Source organism: Parachlamydiales bacterium (assembly GCA_041671045.1).
Classification (GTDB): Bacteria; Chlamydiota; Chlamydiia; order Chlamydiales; family JABDDJ01; genus JABDDJ01.
The window spans coordinates 303719-323679 of record JBAZCF010000001.1; the positions used below are offsets into that span (position 1 = coordinate 303719).

At 41.3% G+C, this 19961-nt stretch carries 18 protein-coding genes; 7 read left to right on the top strand and 11 right to left on the bottom strand.

Features of this window, described 5'->3' with window-relative positions:
- Positions 1 to 55 precede the first annotated feature (55 nt).
- A complete protein-coding gene (locus WC222_01340) occupies positions 56 to 262 on the bottom strand; it encodes a cold shock domain-containing protein (protein MFA6915016.1) in 207 nt (68 codons plus the stop codon).
- 368 nt (positions 263 to 630) lie between these two features.
- On the opposite strand from WC222_01340, the gene WC222_01345 reads away from it, so the two are divergent.
- The 3 genes from WC222_01345 (at position 631) to WC222_01355 (ending at position 3523) form a co-directional block, all read left to right on the top strand.
- Positions 631 to 1275, top strand: coding sequence for a GNAT family N-acetyltransferase (locus WC222_01345; GenBank protein MFA6915017.1), 645 nt, complete (start codon positions 631 to 633; stop codon positions 1273 to 1275).
- A 1065-nt stretch (positions 1276 to 2340) separates the two neighbouring features.
- Complete coding sequence (gene tnpA / locus WC222_01350; protein MFA6915018.1) at positions 2341 to 2865, top strand: IS200/IS605 family transposase; 525 nt, start codon at positions 2341 to 2343, stop codon at positions 2863 to 2865.
- A gap of 259 nt (positions 2866 to 3124) precedes the next feature.
- Positions 3125 to 3523: a transposase gene (locus WC222_01355; GenBank protein ID MFA6915019.1), complete on the top strand. Its 399-nt coding sequence runs from the start codon at positions 3125 to 3127 to the stop codon at positions 3521 to 3523.
- 192 nt (positions 3524 to 3715) lie between these two features.
- Here the strand turns inward: WC222_01355 and WC222_01360 are convergent, their stop codons facing one another.
- Both WC222_01360 and WC222_01365 read right to left on the bottom strand, forming a co-directional pair.
- Positions 3716 to 4084: a hypothetical protein gene (locus WC222_01360; protein ID MFA6915020.1), complete on the bottom strand. Its 369-nt coding sequence runs from the start codon at positions 4082 to 4084 to the stop codon at positions 3716 to 3718.
- Positions 4085 to 4199: 115 nt separating this feature from the next.
- On the bottom strand, positions 4200 to 4958 hold the full coding sequence (locus WC222_01365; GenBank protein MFA6915021.1) for an exodeoxyribonuclease III: 759 nt from the start codon (positions 4956 to 4958) through the stop codon (positions 4200 to 4202).
- Positions 4959 to 5169: 211 nt separating this feature from the next.
- On the opposite strand from WC222_01365, the gene WC222_01370 reads away from it, so the two are divergent.
- Both WC222_01370 and WC222_01375 read left to right on the top strand, forming a co-directional pair.
- On the top strand, positions 5170 to 5340 hold the full coding sequence (locus WC222_01370) for a hypothetical protein (protein ID MFA6915022.1): 171 nt from the start codon (positions 5170 to 5172) through the stop codon (positions 5338 to 5340).
- An 8-nt stretch (positions 5341 to 5348) separates the two neighbouring features.
- Complete coding sequence (locus WC222_01375; GenBank protein MFA6915023.1) at positions 5349 to 6161, top strand: hypothetical protein; 813 nt, start codon at positions 5349 to 5351, stop codon at positions 6159 to 6161.
- Between the two features lie 112 nt (positions 6162 to 6273).
- On the opposite strand, the gene WC222_01380 is transcribed toward WC222_01375, so the two are convergent.
- The 3 genes from WC222_01380 to WC222_01390 all read right to left on the bottom strand — a co-directional run bounded on the left by WC222_01380 (position 6274) and on the right by WC222_01390 (position 9089).
- A complete protein-coding gene (locus WC222_01380; GenBank protein MFA6915024.1) occupies positions 6274 to 7611 on the bottom strand; it encodes an aminotransferase class I/II-fold pyridoxal phosphate-dependent enzyme in 1338 nt (445 codons plus the stop codon).
- 244 nt (positions 7612 to 7855) lie between these two features.
- A complete protein-coding gene (locus WC222_01385; protein ID MFA6915025.1) occupies positions 7856 to 8332 on the bottom strand; it encodes an alpha/beta hydrolase in 477 nt (158 codons plus the stop codon).
- 343 nt (positions 8333 to 8675) lie between these two features.
- Positions 8676 to 9089: a VOC family protein gene (locus WC222_01390; GenBank protein MFA6915026.1), complete on the bottom strand. Its 414-nt coding sequence runs from the start codon at positions 9087 to 9089 to the stop codon at positions 8676 to 8678.
- Between the two features lie 138 nt (positions 9090 to 9227).
- Between WC222_01390 and WC222_01395 the strand changes: the two genes are divergently transcribed.
- A complete protein-coding gene (locus WC222_01395) occupies positions 9228 to 9443 on the top strand; it encodes a hypothetical protein (protein MFA6915027.1) in 216 nt (71 codons plus the stop codon).
- Positions 9444 to 9532: 89 nt separating this feature from the next.
- On the opposite strand, the gene WC222_01400 is transcribed toward WC222_01395, so the two are convergent.
- Positions 9533 to 10159: a hypothetical protein gene (locus WC222_01400; protein MFA6915028.1), complete on the bottom strand. Its 627-nt coding sequence runs from the start codon at positions 10157 to 10159 to the stop codon at positions 9533 to 9535.
- 315 nt (positions 10160 to 10474) lie between these two features.
- Between WC222_01400 and WC222_01405 the strand changes: the two genes are divergently transcribed.
- Entirely contained in the window at positions 10475 to 11431 is a 957-nt protein-coding gene (locus WC222_01405) for a zinc-binding alcohol dehydrogenase family protein (GenBank protein MFA6915029.1), read from the top strand.
- A 3-nt stretch (positions 11432 to 11434) separates the two neighbouring features.
- Here WC222_01405 and WC222_01410 read toward each other — a convergent pair whose 3' ends face one another.
- The 4 genes from WC222_01410 to WC222_01425 all read right to left on the bottom strand — a co-directional run bounded on the left by WC222_01410 (position 11435) and on the right by WC222_01425 (position 19928).
- Positions 11435 to 12871: a TolC family protein gene (locus WC222_01410; GenBank protein MFA6915030.1), complete on the bottom strand. Its 1437-nt coding sequence runs from the start codon at positions 12869 to 12871 to the stop codon at positions 11435 to 11437.
- The gene (locus tag WC222_01415; GenBank protein MFA6915031.1) at positions 12858 to 16052 is read right to left on the bottom strand and encodes a multidrug efflux RND transporter permease subunit; all 3195 of its coding nucleotides are present in this window, start codon (positions 16050 to 16052) and stop codon (positions 12858 to 12860) included. Before WC222_01415 ends, WC222_01410 begins: the two co-directional genes overlap by 14 nt.
- Entirely contained in the window at positions 16049 to 17179 is a 1131-nt protein-coding gene (locus WC222_01420; protein MFA6915032.1) for an efflux RND transporter periplasmic adaptor subunit, read from the bottom strand. The genes WC222_01415 and WC222_01420 overlap by 4 nt, the downstream gene beginning before the upstream one ends.
- A 238-nt stretch (positions 17180 to 17417) precedes the next feature.
- Positions 17418 to 19928, bottom strand: a complete 2511-nt coding sequence (locus tag WC222_01425; GenBank protein MFA6915033.1) for a hypothetical protein — start codon at positions 19926 to 19928, stop codon at positions 17418 to 17420.
- Between the last annotated feature and the right edge of the window lie 33 nt (positions 19929 to 19961).

A 19961-nucleotide genomic window follows, 5' to 3' on the forward strand; every position in this document is an offset into this window, starting at 1 on the left:
AAAATGTTTTTATCTATATCTCTAAGGAGGATTATTAATTAATCCTCTTTAAGAACTAAAGAAGTGTTACATCCGTAGCTTCAGGACCTTTGCGTCCTTGGCCTTCAACGTACTCAACAGTTTGACCTTCGCGTATTGACTCTGGATCGCCGTTGATGTTGTTAGCATGTACAAAAAGGTCTTTTCCACCGTTGTCTGGTGTAATGAAACCGAAGCCTTTTTGTGTATTAAAAAACTTAACTTTACCTCTTGACTTAGCCAAAATATTCTCCTTAGTACAATTTAAAAAAATCTTACAGCAATAATCTGTTCTTACTCATAAGATATTTCTTTATCCTAACATAAAAGGTATTTTCGATATAGCTTGTAAATCTTTTTCAAAGAAAAGGCATGCTATTTAAGCTGAAATTTTCCCTTTCTAACTTAGGACATCGTAAATTTTCCATGACCCGTTAACCATAACTGAAAGACTTTATGTCTCTCGTTTAGAGCGAATTAAACAGTTTTTAGTGGGAAGCTCAGAAAAATCTGAGCTCATGTGATTTCAGGTAGGCGAATATCCGTATTTTCAACTTGGAAAAGGATTAAGGCATCCATATACTACGTTTCCTATAGCAATGAGGTAGTTTCATGAGTTTGCCCCCTAAAATAGTCCTCTACAAGGATTGGATAGAATTACGACTCCTTTCTCCCCGAGACGGGCCTGCGATTTTCGAAGCGGTAAAAGAAAGCCTGCCTTCACTAAAAAAATTCATGCATTGGGCCCACTATGATATTGAACTTGCTAAAGCATGTACTGTCTATGCGGATTTTGAGGCTAAATCACTTAAGGGAGAAGAAGCTAACTTTGCAGGTTTTAATATTACTACAGGAGAGTTTCTGTTTTGTGCTTCGTTATCGTCCGGCAGCAGGTTAAATCCTCTTGCTTATGAGATTGGATATTGGGTGGCATCCAAGCACCAGAATCAAGGGATGGGCACTATTGCAACAAAGATATTAACTGTGCTGGCTTTTCGTTATTATGGTGCTGATAGGCTTTCAGTAGGCTGTAACCCTGAAAACACAGCAAGTTTTAAAGTGATTGAGAAATGCGGCTTTCATTTTGAAGGATTAGCAAGGAATTTTCAGTCTAAGCCCACTCAAGAGATGATTGAGCAGGGTCTTTCGCTAAACACAGATATTTCTTCTTTTTGTTTGGTTCCAGAGGACCTATCTGAGCTGCCGTGGTTTGAAGAATTCAGTCGCGATGTGGTTATTACACCATTCTACGATTGAAGCGATAATCTATTATAGATGTATTGTTTGTTATGAATTATTGCATTCGATGCGTTATTAAAAAGTTATTTTATATTAATTAATTTATTAATAATTTTATTGATTTGTTATTTGTCTCACTGGTTATTCTAAAACCCATGCGCTCATTCACGCATGGTGGGGATGTTACCCAAAAAAAGAGCCACAAAGTGGCGACACAACACATACTATGTCATCACATCGAGTTCTGCTGTAAAAAAATACATTAATACTCAAGAAGAACGTCATGTGAAGGTTTCTGTCGCCACTTTGTGGCTCTCAATTCAGGGTAGCGCAACTACCATGCGTTCATTCGCTTCGCTCATTCACACATGGCTAGCAACATGTAGCCACTTCGTGGCAAAATACTGCTTCGCAGTATCTCTTTGAGTGAATTTCTGTCGCCCATGCGTTCATTCGCTTCGCTCATTCACACATGGCTAGCAACATGTAGCCACTTCGTGGCAAGATACTGCTTCGCAGTATCTCTTTGAGTGAATTTCTGTCGCCCATGCGTTCATTCGCTTCGCTCATTCACACATGGCTAGCAACATGTAGCCACTTCGTGGCAAAACACTGCTTCGCAGTATCTCTTTGAGTGAATTTCTGTCGCCCATGCGTTCATTCGCTTTGCTCATTCACACATGGCTAGCAACATGTAGCCACTTCGTGGCAAGATACTGCTTCGCAGTATCTCTTTGAGTGAATTTCTGTCGCCACTTTGTGGCTCTCAATTCTGGGTAGCGCAACTACCATGCGTTCATTCGCTTTGCTCATTCACACATGGCTAGCAACATGTAGCCACTTCGTGGCAAGATACTGCTTCGCAGTTATACTAAACCGATTGCTTTTGCCCTTCTAGACTATGTGTTTTTGCATATGTGAGTTTGCTAAAACAAAGACTGTTTCGCAATATCTATTTGATCTGAAAATGACCTTCATATAAGCTTTTAGACCATGCGCTTTTTGTCAGAGAAAGTTTGCTAAAACAAGACTGCGAAGCAGTGTTTTGCCACGAAGTGGCTACATGTTGCTAGCCATGTGTGAATGAGCGAAGCGAAGAACGCATGGTGGGGATGTTACCCAAAAAAAGAGCCACAAAGTGGCGACACAACACATACTATGTCATCACATCGAGTTCATTTTTTTCATGTCATTTGGTCCACAAAAGGAAGATCAAAAAGTATCTTACCTAAAGTCAGGGATCAGCTTTACCCTTATTTAAATGGAATAATCAAAAAATGTAACGGTAGTATATTAGCAATCGGTGGAATGCCGGATCATGTGCATCTTCTTCTTGAAATTTCTAATTTAGATAACTATACAGCTACAATTAGAAATGCTAAGGCCGGCTCTTCAGGCTGGCTTAAAGGTGAATTCCCAGAATGTAGAGAGTTTGCTTGGCAAAGCGGTTATGGATCCTTTTCAGTGAGTTATTCGCAGCTTGCTGCTGTAAAAAAATACATTAATACTCAAGAAGAGCGTCATGCGAAAGTCACTTTTGAAGAAGAATATAAAACCCTTCTTACTTTGCATGATGCTAAATACGATGAAAAATATATATTTGAGTGAATTTCTGTCGCCACTTCGTGGCTCATACTTCAGGGTGGCATCACTACCATGCGTTCATTCGCTTTGCTCATTCACACATGGCTAGCAACATGTAGCCACTTCGTGGCAAGGGACTGCTTCGCAGTATCTATTTGATCTGAAAATGATCTTCTTATAAGCTTTCTAGACCATGCGTTTTTTGTCAGAGAAAGTTTGCTAAAACAAGACTGCGAAGCAGTATTTTGCCACGAAGTGGCTACATGTTGCTAGCCATGTGTGAATGAGCGAAGCGAATGAACGCATGGAGGGATGTTACCCAAAAAAAGAGCCACAAAGTGGCGACACAACACATACTATGTCATCGCATCGAGTTCATTTTTTTTATGTCATTTGGTCTACAAAAGGAAGATCAAAAAGTATCTTACCTAAAGTCAGGGATCAGCTTTACCCTTATTTAAATGGAATAATCAAAAAATGTAACGGTAGTATATTAGTAATCGGTGGAATGCTGGATCATGTGCATCTTCTTCTTGAAATTTCTAATTTAGATAACTATACAGCTACAATTAGAAATGCTAAGGCCGGCTCTTCAGGCTGGCTTAAAGGTGAATTCCCAGAATATAATACCTTTCTTACTTTGCATGACGCTAAATACGATGAAAAATATCTATTTGAGTGAATTTCTGTAGCTCATGCGTTCATTCGCTTTGCTCATTCACACATGGCTAGCAACATGTGTGAATGAGCAAAGCGAATGAACGCATGAGAGGATGTTTACCAAAAAAAAAGAGCCACAAAGTGGCGACAAAATACAAATAAGGCGCCTGTAAAATAAATGTATGTTGTGTTCCAAAGACTACTTCAAAATTATTTATAAAGTAGGGCTATAAGTTTCTTTCAAAAGAATTCTGTGAGTGACTAAAACGAATTGTTTTGATCTGATCGTAGGGAATAGTTCTTCTTCATTGAGTAAAGTGTTGGATTTTATAAAAATATCTTTAGCTACGTCCTTGTCAAGTGCTTCAAGAAATCGATAAATTAGACTTTGGCTAGGGACTCGGTTATTAAAAACTAATACCATATCGTGTGAGGTGTATTTTTGAACGATTTTATCTTCAGCATCTAAGCAGTACACGGATCTCTGATGTAATTTTTCCAGCAGGTCGTATGTAAATCCATCGTGTACATAAATTTCATCGATACCAAATTTTGCATGAGCATAGTTATCTTGAGAGAACATAGTTACCTTAAATTAATTATATTAAGTTGTTTTTTAAAGCTATTGGAGGTTTCATTTTTAATTTCACAAAATAGCATTTTACTTCTTTCAAAGGCTACTAAAGCAAAGTAGATTCTTATTTAATTGATAATTCGAGAGCTATAGGACAATGATCTGATCCCATCAATTCACTTAAAATGTAGGACTTTTTTAATTGAGGCCGTAATTGGGAAGAAATTAAAAAATAGTCGATGCGCCATCCAATGTTCCTTTCTCTGCATTTATTGAACTGACTCCACCAAGTATAATGGCCAGGGCCTTTTTCAAATTCACGAAAGGTATCGATGAATCCAGACTCTAGGATACGTGTGAAGCCTGCACGTTCTTCATTCGTAAATCCATGGCTTTTTACATTGGCTTTTGGATAAGTTAAATCGATTTCAGTATGAGCAACATTCAAGTCTCCGCAGAAGATAACCGGTTTTTTGCGTTCTAAATTTTTCAAATAGTTTAGAAAATCGACATCCCATTGCTTACTGCGGTACTCAAGCCGTGAAAGATCTCTTTTAGAATTTGGTACGTACACATTCACAAGATAAAATGTGGGGTATTCCAGGGTGATTGTCCTTCCTTCCTTATCATGATGATCATGTAAAATGCCATTTTGATCATTGAGCGGTTTTTCTTTAGTAAAGACGCAAGTGCCGCTGTATCCTTTTTTCTGCGCTGAGTTCCAGTATTGATGATACTGTTTCAAATCTATTTGGATATCTTCTTTGCTTGCTTTGGTTTCCTGTAAACACAATATATCAGGGTCATATTTGTCTATAAAATCTAGAAATCCCTTTTTGAGGACTGAACGTATTCCGTTAACATTCCAAGAAATAATCTTCATACAATTTCAATATTTAAGGATTAAACTTTTTGGGTTTATACACCATAACATGTTTCGACATATACAAATTTTGTATTATGAATCGATTCTAGAGGGCCTTTTTTGCTCAGTGAACGGAATTATGTACTGAAATGCTGAGGGGCATGTTTGACGCTCGACATGTAAATATTCACCCTCATAAGATGTCTTCTTTTCCTAGGAGAATAACATCATGACCGTCGAAAGTATCTCAACTTTTTTTTCTCAAATTTTACAGCAAAATCCGGACGAAGAGCGGCCTAGCTTATTAGATCCCACCAACGAAATTATTCAACGCCTTACTGATGATGACTATGCGATAATTATCAACAAAGTCAAAGGATTGTATCAATCCTCTCCTTAAAATCTAAGATGCCTTATGAAGATCCGCATAAATGGTCGCGTAAAATCACTAAATATTTCTTGATCGCAACTGTTTGTCCTTTCGAATCTAAAAAACTGGATCGAAAAGTTATGCAAGAATTATGGCGAGGCGCTATTGATAAAATGCCAAAAGGTCAAGCCGGAGCGATCCTTTTGGAAGCCCACCCTATGTTTAACAACGGCAAATACGCAACGTACAATTTAGCGATTGTTACTGGAATTGCAACTCTGCCTCCCGAGGACATGAAAGTTATTGTGAAAACCCTTCAACCTTACCTACTCCCAGATAAGTTTGGATATGAAAATACATTTAGAGCCCTTAGCAAACTGAAGGATCAATGTCTAATAGTTTTAAAGCAAGCGCTTCCATTTCTTCGACTTAGGCAGACACAGGAGACAGAATGCTGTGATAGTGTAGTTTCGCGCATTATTGAGGAAACAGCGAAACTTCTTTTCAAAAAAACTCAAGGCAAAAAGATCCTTGAATGGACCAGTACATTGGCAGAAGAGCGAAGGGATGTGTTAGAAATAATTCGGGCAATTAAACGGATAGGTTCTGCATTTAGATCAGAGGTTATCAAGAGACTTGGACCTCATCTTAAAAAATCAGGTTTGCCTTGCGATTCTCAGATCTCTGCTGCTGATATCCTAAATGAAGTTGTCAAATTTCCTGAAAATAGAATTCTACAAGTGGTCAAGCGCGCTCAGGTACAGTTTGTATATTATAAGATTCATAACCCTCGATGTTCACTTTCTCTTATGGCTAAAAGAGATTTTATAAGAGACCTATCACTAACCTAAACACTTCAGAACTTGTATATGGAAGTATAACAGTCATTGAGCCTTGTGTAGACTACAAGGAATCCCCAAATCTCAAAACAGGGTGCAATTACCAGAGTTTTGCTTTTGTACATTATGGCGTAGGAGCGTTTTTTGTTGCAGATGATATTAAAACATCCTTTACAGTGTATTTTTTTGTACCGGCTAAACGGTTCAGGAAATCTGCCAAAAGTTGACTTTGGCCACAAAGATTTAAGCGAATAAATGCACTCGTTTCTCCCATAGTGTCTCCACTGTTAACGGAAATATTGAAGTCCTCCAAAAGCACCTCGGAAGCTTTTTTATTAGGAATTCTTTTATCCTGCAGTTTGACAAAAAAAGTAGGGCTAGTAGGTATGCTTAAAATGAGGGATCCGGGATAATGCTTTAAAAACTCCTTCTCCACCAAGGTGTGCCTTTGAAATAAGCTTATTTTAGCATCATGACGTAAAGATTCACCCTTCTCTGGCGCATCTAAAAAAGCCTTGATCAGATCAAGGAAACTGGCTAGTCCCACTGTCCCACCTGCTACCGTTGAAGCGGAGATAAAGCCAAAAAACTTATTAAAGATCGACTTTGCATAAGGATCGTATAACGGATACCAAATATAGCCGCAGCGTGCCCCCGTTTTACCAAATTGCTTTGAAGCGGAGTTGAAACTGAAAACATGCTTACCTGCCGCACGCGCTTCCTGTATCCAGGCAATGTTATCCTTGCGATAACCTGTTCCATCACTGCCAAACGCCGAAGAAGCAAATACGAAGTCTGCAAGGATGATACGCGCTTCGGTCAATGGCTTCCGGAATTTACCGTCAGGATTATTCGGGGAAGTGACAAACTCTACCAGCTCTTCGCCGGGTTCTAATTTAATCTCAGCAGGATCGTGAAAGGGGAGAAAACGTGCATTCGGATACTGAAAAATGCCAGAGATAGCATTGGGATGCCCCGAGTAAAAAGGAGCCTGTTCAACGAAAAGAAACTTTTTATTAGGTTCAGACATGACTATAGCGTACACCAATGCCACAATCAGGTGTTTAGATCCTGAAGCCGTATAAAAAAAAGGAGTAGGCTTAAGAGGGTCCACATAAAGCTCATAATCACCCACATTCTTATGAAATGCAGACAAAACCTCATCTGCATGATCAAAAACATCGATGTTTGAAGGTTGCATGGGTAAGATAGTGAGGGGAGTGGACTGGTCTAGATAGATCGAATCATCAAAAACAGTTATTGCTGGCGGATTGCGCAACCCATAGTGCTCGTACAATTCATTAAAAAGAGGCGTGGTGTTGGGCTGAAAATAAATCAACGTTTCTTGTTTTATTTTAGCTTCTTTTACAGGCATTTCCATCACAGCTGAGGAATAAACATCTGTTATCCAACAGGTTGCGATGATCACGCTAATTCTGACTAGCAAGCTAACCCAACACATATTCATCCATTATTTTGAGCTTCTTATTTAACCCATAATACAAAAAATAATTTTTACATATGTTTTATGAAGAAACCCTAAGGAAAAATATGGGGTGAGCAGTTATGATTCCAAGAATAGGTAGAACATACCGTGCAACAGGGTGTTATGCTAAAACTGGCTCCGATGAAAATAAAGGTGATTTTATGCAGAAAATTATCCCCCATCTTTGGTTCGATAAGGAGGCAGTCGAAGCAGCAGTATTCTACACGTCCCTATTTCCAGACTCGAAAGTCAATTTCAAGACGGTGATAAAGAATACCCCTTCAGGCGACTGTGATATTGTTGCTTTCCAGCTGTCGGGATACCAATTCATGTCTATCTCTGCAGGGCCTTTTTTTAGATTTAACCCTTCCATTTCGTTCTGGGAAAAGCTATCCGATGGTGGCAAAGCCCTCATGCCCCTCGATGTATACCCGGCCAATATGATACAGAGATCAATTAGATCGGGGATAACATAACCACAGGTCATTGTCGGAGCGCCGCCGCCAGACCAGCCCATAACCCCAAAACGCTTTAAGGAAAGATGGTCTGCCAGAGCTTTTACATCTAAAGGATAATCCAGCATGGTCTGTTCGAGATTAAAATCTGAGAACCCCATTCTAGGACGATCTAACACAATAAAGCGAAAACCAAGCCTTTTCGTCTCAGCATCGAAAAAAGCTCCTGCCGATCGCCAAATTCAGCGTAAGCGAGCCGCTGAGTTCTCTTGCGGGAAAAAAACAAGTGGAAATATCTATAAATCCCCCTTCAAACAAACTAACTTGTCAATTTTTTTTGTGTGAACCCCTGCCTATATTTCTCGTCAAGTTTTGAATCGAAAAATAATCCAAAAAATCGACAAATGTTAATTTCAGTTTTCATTCTTAAGTGTTGATTTTCCGGCCTCTTTTCAAGCTTTGGCAGGATATGCTGCTGTATCAAGCCGGACTCGTTTGCTAAGCTGTTTTGCACTCAGATTTTCCCAACTTCTGTCGCGAAATGATCCTAAATGTAGATGAAGAAGCACATTGTTAATTCAACCACTATTTCATTAATGGCTGCATCATGCTAACTCGGTTGCCTTCGGTATCAAAGAATGACACGTAAGTGCCCACTCCTGGGATTTCCATGGGTTCGCCCAGTACTTTTCCGCCTGCCGCTTGTACTTTTGCCATTGCTTCTTGGATATCATCGACTGCTATGACGACCGAAGGAAATTGCGCTGGCATATCTTCAGTCTTCTGGTAGAAACCGCCATTGATGGTGCCTGGTGTTTTTGGACGGATCGATGCTTTTTCAGTGGTTTCTGATTCTGTGGTAGTCGCTAACACGTAATTGCCCATCTCAGCACCTAGTGCATGCGTTTGCCAGCCGAAGGCCGAGGAGTAGAATTTGGCTATGCGCTTACTATCTTCATAGGGCATTTCGAAGTGAACGACCGGATTCATCTTTTTCATTAGCTTCTCCTTTATTAGACCTTATTTCTTGACAATGCCAAAAATGTACAATAATTATCTATTTTATAGATTATGGATCTGAAAACATGCCCCTGACTAGTGTAAGAAAGACTTATCAGGACTATTCGCTGGAATAAAATGAAAAATAATCTTATGGTAGATTTCCACTCAATTGAAATAACAAATTTCCCTGGGACGAAGAAGCTGGAGTATTTGGAGGAAAATATTGCGTCTTTGAATGTAAGCCTTTCAAATGAAGACTTAGAACTTATTGAGAGGGCTAGAAGTGAGAATCCCGTTAAAGGTGGTCGCTATCCCAAAGAATTGATGGAATTATTCCATTTAAAACTTTGATTATTTGAAACAGAGGTAGCGGTTTATAGACAAATATAGCATTTATCTCCTGATGCCGATTTGATAATTTAATAATTGGAGTAAATGCTCTAAAAACGATCCATAGTTCGCGGTGCGATCTGCAAGAGCTCGTACCATAAGGCGGTAGCATTTTTAACGACGGATTCGTCAATTTTTTCATTGTGATTGCTTTGTTTGTCTGGATGCGCTACTCGCAGCCACTCCCTATATTCTTTTTTTAATTCTATGAAGGTGGTTAGCTGATCTTTTTTCTTCATAATTTGTTGGAGTTGCTGACGTAGTGGTGTTGCGGGATGGTCGCTGACGACTTTGCTTTCCGTGGCTGTGGTAGGCACCTTATCTAGATGCCGCTGAATTTCTTCCATAAGGTTGTTAATAGCCCTATGCTGGGAACTTAAGTTCAAGATGGGGGTGAAAATCCAGTCTAGGCAAGTCTTTAAAGAAATAAGGTCGTCTCGATTTGTGTAGAGGGGCAAGAACTTGCTTGTGATCCCTATAATCCTGCTCCTGGGGATAGGAGCCCACCCATCATCAACAGGCCTATTTTCAATACAAGATCCCTTTATGCAAATTCTTTTTGGATTTAAGTTAGGAATGGACTCCTCAAATAAATTAATGAAGGATGCGCCATCAAAATGCTCTTCTAGGACATCAAGCCAGAGTAGGGCGTATTTATAGTTTGCATCTACCATCATAATAAAAAGATATTCCAAAATGTTGCGTGAAGGATAGCAGATAGAACAGAAAAAATGATACAATCTAATATATCACAATCATGGGCATAAATTGAGTACATGACATATTTATAGGTTAGAAATAGCTATAGCAGCATTAATGTCGGGGTCAGGCCTGACATTTTAGAGTTTTTAAATGGAGGTTCCACCTCCACGTTTCTTTTTATCGAGTAGAAAAATAACATGGAGGAGGAGAGACACATTTAGAACTTTCTGTTGGAAAGATCTCGCTATTTTGTTAAGTCCTTTTTAACAATTGAAGTAAGAGATAAACCTATGAAAGCCGCTTATTTAACCACACTTTTCAAAAATGCACAGGAAATAGATATCCCTTGTATAGAGCGCCCTACACCGGCACCAAAGCAGGGTGAAGTTCTTATACAAATTGTCTCTTCTGGGATCAACCCAAGTGATGTCCGGGCAACCATGGGATATTTTCCAAATGCTCAATTGCCAAGAGTACCAGGTCGTGATTTTTCAGGAATCGTCATGGATGGAAGTAAAACATGGAAGGGAAAGCATGTTTGGGGCACAGGAGGTGCAGTGGGCATCCAATCAGATGGAACGCACGCGGAATATGCTATCATTTCTGAGGCAGGGTTAGCTGAGATCCCCAGCTCGTTGTCTCTTTTGCAGGCTGGTGCGCAGCCTCTTCCCTTTATTACTGCCTATTATGGGCTTGTCAGCCGTGCTCGAATTAAACCTGAAGAAAAAGTTCTTGTTATTGGGGCTATGGGTCAGGTAGGAAGGGCCGCCATGACTATTTGTTCATGGAAAAAAGCTAGGCCCATTGCGCTTGTTAGAACGCAAGAAGATGTCCTAGCAGCGAATCAGTTAGGATGGGAAGCTTATTCTGAAATTCCAAATAACTTATCAGTGGATCTCATTTTAAATTCCATTGGAAGTCTTCACTGGGATCAGCAAATCCACAGTTTGAATTCACAAGGCCGGATGATTGTCATTGCAGCCCTTCCAAACCAAAGAGAAACAAGTATAAATCTATTTGAAATCTATCGAAAAAATCAAGAGATCATAGGCATCAATACTCTTGATCTCGATTCTGCTTTTAATGCCACACTTCTCAATGAAATGAGAGAAGGATTTGAGTCGGGGGCTTTAGTTCCTTTAGAGTCGGGGATGATTTTCTCTCTCAAAGATATATCAGAGGCATATAAGGTTGTATTACAGGGATCGAACGGGAAAAGAGTACTCCTTAATATCTCTTCTCCCTAGTTCTTACAAAGCCCAGCCACCCCCAGCTGCTGTGTAGATATTCACCAAGTCCTTGCGAAGCTTATAAGTCGATTCGGCTGCAGCAGACTCAGCTTCAAGGGCATTACGCTGTACCACTAAAACATCCAAAAGATTTGTATATCCATTTGTGTACTGCTGATTGGCCAATTCTAAAGCTTTATGGTTATGCGTAGCAGCACTTGTTAAAGAAACGTTACGTATGGTCTCATATAGATAATTAGCCAGAGCATTCTCCATATTTTCAAATGCCTCAAGGACAGTTTCTTGATATTCTAAGAAAGCACGTTGCTGGCGAGCGTCTGCCGTTTCTATATCAGCCTCAATCCGCCCAAAATCAATCAGCGGCTGAACAAGAGTGCCCGCCACATTCCAAGTACGAATTAAATGTTGTAATCCAGTTGTTTCTTGATTAAAGCCTTGAAGAGCCTGAAAACCAAAAAATGCAGCTAAACTAATTGTTGGAAACCATTCTTTTTTTGCTGCTTCAAATGTAGAAATACTGGCAGCTAATTCTCTTTCAGCTGCGCGCACATCAGGTCTTGTACCCAACACTGTAGCTGGCGCAGCAATGATAATCTGGGGATCAAGCGGCATTAATGGTTCATAGGTAGCAAAAAGGTCATCGTTTTCTCCCGGAGTGCTACCCAAAAGAACATCTAGGCGATTGCGGGTCGTTTCCAATGCAATCTTTAGTGTCGGTATTCTAGCCTCTGTAGAGGCAACCTGCGCAGCTGCCCGTTGAACATCAAAATCGCTTGCATATGCTTCTTGAAACTGAGCTATAGTTAGCTCTAAAGTACGTTTCTGCGTTTCGAGATTTTTTTCTGAAATCGTAATCTGATCCTGATAATTGCGAAAATCATAGTAGCCACGTGCCACTTCAGCTAATAAACTAACAATTACGCCTTGTCTTAAAATCTCTTCATTTTGCACCAACGCTATGGTAGCAGCCATACGGGCCTGATTCTTTCCAAAAAGATCAAGCTCCCAGTTGGCTTGAATATTGACATCTTCATAAGCAAGTGGCCTATCCCCGGTAAAAAGACCCTGGTTTCCCCGTTGAGCATCAGTATTCAAATTAATTTGTGGCATCAAGACAGAAAAAGCTCCTAGACGCGCAGCACGGGCTTCTTCAATGCGGGTGCTCGCTATGCCAAGCGTCTTATTATTCAGTAGCGCTCTCGTGATAAGGGTATCTAAAACACAGTCGTCGAAATGATGCCACCATCTTTGTTCCACTTCTGCGCAATCGTCGACAACTAAGGGATTATCCCAGAGCATAGGATCGCCAGGCAGTCTTTCAAACGTATGCCAAGCTTCAGGTGTTTCGATTCCAGACGATTGAAAACCAACAGGTTGGACACAAGATGTACACCCTAATAATGTCAGGAAAACTAAAAAAGCCTTACTCACATTCATGATGATGCACCTTTTCTGTCCGGGTCATTTTTTTCTCTATCTCGCGCAGAACCACATAAAAAACAGGTGTTAAGAGAAGCCCAAAAAATGTGACTCCTAGCATACCTGAAAATACAGCAATACCCATGATATGGCGCATTTCAGCCCCGGCACCCTGTGAAAGGACCAAGGGAATGACTCCCATAATAAATGCAAATGATGTCATCAAAATAGGTCTTAAACGCAAACGAGCCGCCTCAATGGCAGCCTCCACAGTGCTTTTTCCATGAAATTCAAGCTCGCGAGCAAATTCAACAATTAAAATCGCATTTTTGCAAGCTAAGGCGGCTAATACAAAGAATGCAACCTGTGTGAAAATATTGATATCTCCTTTTGAAAACAATATTCCAGCAACGGCAAATAATATGCATAAAGGAACAATGAGGATCACCACTAAAGGGAGAAATAAACTCTCATACTTTGCAGAAAGCACCAAGTAGATGAGCAATATGCATAAAGGAAATACATAGACTGCAGTGTTACCGGCTAAAACTTGCTGATAGGTGAGTTCGGTCCATTCAAAAGTCATTCCAGATGGAAGCACATTTTTAAGGATCTGAGTAATCGCTTCTTGCGCTTGTCCTATCGAATAGCCGGCTGCTGGGTTGCCATTAATATCTGCTGAACGGAATGCATTATAGCGCATCGCAGTTTCAGGGCCGACATCATCTTTAATTCGAAGAATCGACCCAAGAGGAACCATTTTCCCTTCCCGATTGCGGATCTGAAGCCGTAGAATGTCATCCGGTTTGGAGCGGAACTCCTTATCTGCTTGCACAATGACCTCATAAACCCGCCCGAATTTATTAAAGTCATTTATATAAAGAGATCCCAAATAGATTTGAAGGGTATCAAAAATCTGCTGAATATCAATGCCAAGCTGAATTGCCTTCGTACGATCAATGTCAACGAATAGCTGAGGAGCATTATTTTTGAAACTGGAAAACATACCCATCAGCTCAGGACTTTGCCTGGCTTGTTGTAACACTTCCCTGACAGTATTATCCAGGGCATTGTATCCTAGGTCATTGCGATCTTCAATTTCTAACTTAAAGCCACCTACCGTACCTAATCCCTGGACAGGAGGCGGGGGAAAGATAACAACCGTAGCGTCTTGAATTTGGGAATACTTTTCCTGCAGTTTTTGAGTAATAGAAGGACCTGAAAGTTGGCTAGAAGTGCGTTCATCGAAAGGTTTTAAAGAGACAAAAACAATGCCTGAACTGGGATTGTTGATGAATCCATTAATAGACAAACCAGGGAAAGCAACCGCGCTTTCAACGCCCGGTTCGTTAAGAGCAATCTCAGACATTTCACGAATGACTTTTTCAGTCCTATCTAAAGTAGCTCCTTCTGGAAGCTGTGCAAAACTGACCAAATACTGTTTATCTTGAGTAGGGACAAATCCAGGAGGCACAAGTTGAAATGTCTCGTAGGTTCCAAAGAGCAGCAATATATAAATGAGAAAAGCAGCTTTATTATATCTGATCGCCTTAATAACACCCTTGCTGTAAAGTCTAGAACTTCCTTTGAATAGCTTATTAAACAAATCAAAAAAGCGACCGAATATTCTGTCAATAAAACGAGATAAGCCGTCAGGGGGAGCATCCTTTTCCTGCAGGATAAGGACTGCTAAAGCAGGGCTTAGTGTTAACGAATTAAATGCAGAAATAACAGTGGAAAAAGCTATTGTAAGGGCAAACTGCCGATAAAACAAGCCTGTCAATCCGCTGATAAACGCAATAGGAACAAAAACTGCGCATAACACCAACGTAATCGCAATGATAGGGCTTGTTACCTCGTTCATGGCCTGAATCGTAGCAGCTCTCGGCTTTAGGCCATTTTCAATGTTGCGTTCCACATTCTCCACAACAACAATAGCGTCATCCACTACAATACCAATAGCAAGTACAAGGCCGAATAACGAAAGAACATTAATGGAAAACCCAAAGAGATACATAATAGCAAAGGTGCCGACAATAGACACTGGGATAGATAACAAAGGGATAATCGAAGCACGCCAGGTCTGTAAAAAGATAATCACCACTAAGACCACTAAAGCTAACGCTTCCAATAATGTATGGATCACTGCTTTGATGGAATCTCTAACAAAGATTGTAGGGTCATATACAATGGTATAATCAAGACCCTCCGGAAAACTCTGTTTCAACTCCTCCATTGTACTACGCACTTGATTGGAAATCTCAATCGCATTCGAGCCGGGCGTTTGAAATATCGGGATCGCAACAGCATCTTCATTATTTAAAAGAGATCTTAAAGCATATTCAGAGGCAGCCAACTCCACTTGAGCCACATCTTTTAGTTTAGTCACAACCCCATTTTCCTGCTTAATGACAATATCCCCAAATTGTTCAGGGTTTTGCAGCCTTCCTAACACATTGATCGAGCGTTGTAACTCTACCCCATCGGCATAGGGAGGGCCGCCAATTGTTCCTGCAGAAACTTGCACGTTTTGCCTTCTGATGGCATCCACTACTTCTTGTGCTATTAGCCCTCGTTCAGCCACTTTTTGCGGATTTAACCAAATCCGCATAGCATAATCTCCGGATCCAAAAAGCCCCACATTGCCAACACCTTGAATCTTATTTAAACGATCTCTGATATTCAAAAGGGCGTAATTGCGAAGATAAAGTTTGTCGTAACGATTGTTTGGTGAGGTTAAGTGAACAACCATAGTCAAATCAGGGGAACTCTTTACAGTAGAAACCCCCAATTGCCTTGTCACTTCCGGCAATCGTGGCAATGCTTGGTTAACGCGGTTTTGCACAAGCTGCGTAGCAAGATCAGGATCCATTCCAAGTCTAAAAGTGATCGTTAAAGTCATCAATCCATCGCTACTCGATTGTGAAAACATATACAGCATGTTTTCGACACCATTGACCTGTTCTTCAATCGGCGTTGCGACGGTTTCTGCAATTGTTTTTGGATTGGTTCCAGGGAATTGAGCCTTTACCACCACTGTGGGAGGGACGACTTCTGGGTATTCTGCAACGGGCAAAATGAAAATAGTCAACAAGCCGGAGAGGAAAATGATAAATGAAATGACCCCAGCGAAAATGGGACGGTCAATAAAAAAGCGAGAAATATTTAATGAAGAAGCTTCTGCCAAACCGTCTGTCATTTTGCTTTCGCTTCCATAGGTTTTACTATTTCACCGGCTTTGATGTGCTGCATCCCATTTACAACAACTCGATCTCCCTGTTTTACCCCTTGAAGTACAACACGTTGATTGAAGTATTCTTTTCCCAAGGTGACTTCCCGATAGATAGCTTTATTGTTCTTATCAACAATGAAAACGTATTTTTTATTTTGATCTGTACTGATGGATTGTTGAGGAATCAATAGAACTACTTCATCTTCACTTTGGCCTAAGGCTACTGTGACAAACATGCCAGGTAATAACACCCCTTCTTTATTGCCCAATTTTGCGCGAGCTCGAATTGTTCCTGTACTTACATCAAGCCGATTATCAAAGCTGTATATTGTACCGTTAAAAGAATCTTCCTTGTTCCCCATGATATAAAGTTTTACAGGGATTTCCCGCTCTAAATTGCGATTCTGCGCCACACTCCTAACACTGTCCAAATATGTTTGTTCGTCCACTTCAAAATCTGCATAAATAGGATCATTTGCCACAATACGAGTCATTAAAGGAGCATTAACTCCAGGTTGAACTAAGTTTCCGACTGTCAGCTCCACACGTCCTGCACGGCCAGAAATCGGAGCTTGTACATAAGCGTGCTCTAGGTCCACTTTGGCTTGTTTAAGATCAGCTTCAGCCGACTTAATAGAAGCTTCAGCCACTTTATTCGCATTAAACCTTTCGTCGTAAATACGCTGAGCGACAGCTTGTGTTTTGATCATATTTGCAGCGCGATCCATTTCAAGCTTGGCATATTCAGCATTTGCTTGTGCAGTAGCAATCCTAGCTTCGGCTCTAGCAACAGCCGCCTCATACGGCCGCGGGTCAATGACAAATAGCACATCCCCCGCCTTGACAAGCTCCCCATCCTCAAAATGTACTTCAGTGATTCTTCCACTTACTTGAGGACGGATTTCTGCGATATCGACAGCTTCCAAGCGCCCAGAAAACTCGGACCACATGCGCACTTTTTGCTGTTGAATTGTTTTGACAGTAACTGTGGGAATGGCTTGTGCTGCTGCAGGCGGTGGGCTGCGATACAGATAATAAGCAACTCCGGCAGCAGCAAAAGCTAAAAAAATGAAAGACAAAACAAAACGTTTCATTATTTTATTATCACGGTATTGTGGCACATTGTTAAATAAATAGTTTATACATAAATGGTTCACAAGAAGGAAGCAAGCAAAATTCAATTATGCGGTTGTCAAAAAAATGGACTAATGAAAATTCGGTAGCTGATAATCTTGATAAGACAGGTAATCAGGCCGTCTCGGCCTGATTACCTTCTTGTTGTCCTCTCACTCAAGAGCTTCCAAAACCACCTCAATTATCATTTGTTCTTTTTTATGGTGTGATGACGATATTAATAGGTGAGCTTTCAACGCCTGCTGGATTAAATGCTGTAATGGCATAGCCATAAGAAACTCCTTTTTTCCTATTATGATCTTTATAAGTGTCTGTAGATGCATCTACTGTTGCGATTTTCTTTCCATTACGATAAATAAAATAGCCGATGACTTCGGGGGATGGACTAGGCGTCCATTTCAGTTGGTTATATAGTTCATATTGCATTAAGAATTCATTTTTCTTTTGCTTACCTAGAAGATTTGATGGCGGTTCCAAATCGCTTGGGTAGCCTAAAAAATTCAGTTGCACAAACGTAGGACTATAGGTAAGCGAATAATTTGGAGTTTTTCCGGTAAATGTAACGAAATCAAAGGTACCTGTAATGTCAGACGAAGTGAGAACTATGTAAGTTCCAGGTTGTGCGTTTGGATCTAGATTGATCTCCAAAGTACCTGCTAACGATGCAGGCCCGGTAACAGTAACAACGGAAGAGGTGCTGCTTGAATCAATTTCAATATGTACAAGACTCCCAAGTGTGCCGTTATTTAGATCTGCAGGATTTAGGACCAAACTACCAAGTGTGAGCATTCCTCCCGTGTCTGGAGAGATTATTCCGGAATTAACAAAAACACTTCCAGTCAAGATCCCACTTCCACTCAACGTACCTCTTTGCGAACTAAAGCCAATGTTTCTACAGACAAAAATGGATGCGTTATCGATCTGTCCATTCACTTTAAAATTCGCATTGCTGACCATGACGGTTCCTTGATAATTGGTTGTCCCATCATAAACAACAGTTCCATTTCCTCTGACAAAGACATTTGTTCCACTTGCGCCGAAAATGGTATCATCAGTAAATGCGACTTGCTCGCCTAGTGTCAAGAGATCATCAGTATTTTGAGCCCTTAGTGTGAGTGAAGAACCTGTGCGAAGAAAAATACTATTTCCCAAGGCTGACCCATCAGTGCCATCTGAGCCTTCAGGGCCGCCAGTTCCATGAGTTCCTGCTTGAGTTGTATTGTTTGTAGTGTTGAAAGCAGTTGGGATCCCCGGGAGAGCTTGTATAGTGAAATTCAAATTGCTATCCACAAAGATAGCGCCTCCGAGGCCGCTCCCTCCGCCTCCGCCGCCACCTCCAAAGCCAGATCCGAAGGTGTTGGCGCCACTTCCTCCAGATCCTCCACCGAGATTCCCTATATCCGATCCACCCGAGGCATTGCTGCCATTAGAGGGTCCACCTCCACCTCCACCACCTCCGCCAAGAGAATTGCCACCTTCAGCAGGTGTTATACCGGATTGATTGGCTCCTCCACCTCCGCCTCCACCGCCAACTCCGCCCGATCCACCCTGTACTGTATAACCAGTATCATAAGCACCGGTGCCGGCGCCACCACCCCCGCCACCGCCGTAGCCACCGCTCCCAGCTTGTCCGTCAACTTCATTTGTAGTAGACGTTGTGACGACACCGCCTCCTCCGCCTCCGCCACCATCTCCTCCATTACCTCCGGAAGGTACAGCGCTACCTCCTGGTGCTATAGCACCTTGAGGCTGTGTTCCATTCGACCCTGAGCTTCCGCCGCCACCACCTCCAGATAATGTAGCAGCTCCACCGCCGCCGCCTCCCGCATTGCTTCCGCCGCTATTACCTCCTCCACCGGAACCAGCGGTAATCGTGAGGCCATAACCATTTCCATCTAGTCCAAAATCCTGATCTGAACCTCCATTACCCAGATTCGTGAGTATGCCTATTGTGGCGCGAGATCCCAGGCCTCCACCACCACCGCCGCCACCGCCTAATAAGTCATCAGTCGAAAGAGTGACATCTCCACCATTTCCACCAAAACCACCTCCTCCAGCCCCTCCAGTGCTTCCAATGGCAGTAATAGAGCCTCCATTTCCGCTAAAACCACCACCGCCGCCGCCCCCCTCATTGCCAGAAGAAGAGAGGCCTAAATAACTTCCACCATTTCCACCCACAGCAGTGCAATTGTTTATTGATACATTCATCAAAGTGATAGAAGGGTTTGAACCATTTAAAAAGGATTGAGGGGCGTAAATGGCTCCTCCGGCGCCCATGCCGCCGCCGCCGCCCGAAATTCCGTCGCCACCATTGCCTCCTTTTGTAATTAGATTTTGAAAGATCATGTTTTGGATCGTCACATTTCCTATAGGGATGAAAAATCCGCTATAAGCACCACTGTTACCGTCAATTGTGACTGTAGGAGTAGGGCCTGGGTTTCCAATTGTAATATTCACAGGGTTTGAGGAATTATTAATTATCGGAAGAATGCCATTGAGTTGAATTGTCATTGGGGAGTCAAATATAATCTCATAATCATCGGGTGTCGTGTTTAAATCCTGGTTCATTGAATTCAAGCAATATCTCAGATCGCCTACCTCACCAATGCCACCCGGATTATTATCTGAGCTAAGAGTAACATTGAGTATTGTTACGGCGTACAAAGAATGTGAAGTAAAAAGAAAAAGCCAATACGTGAACTTGAACATGCAGAAACCTGTAATTATTTTTTTGACATCATA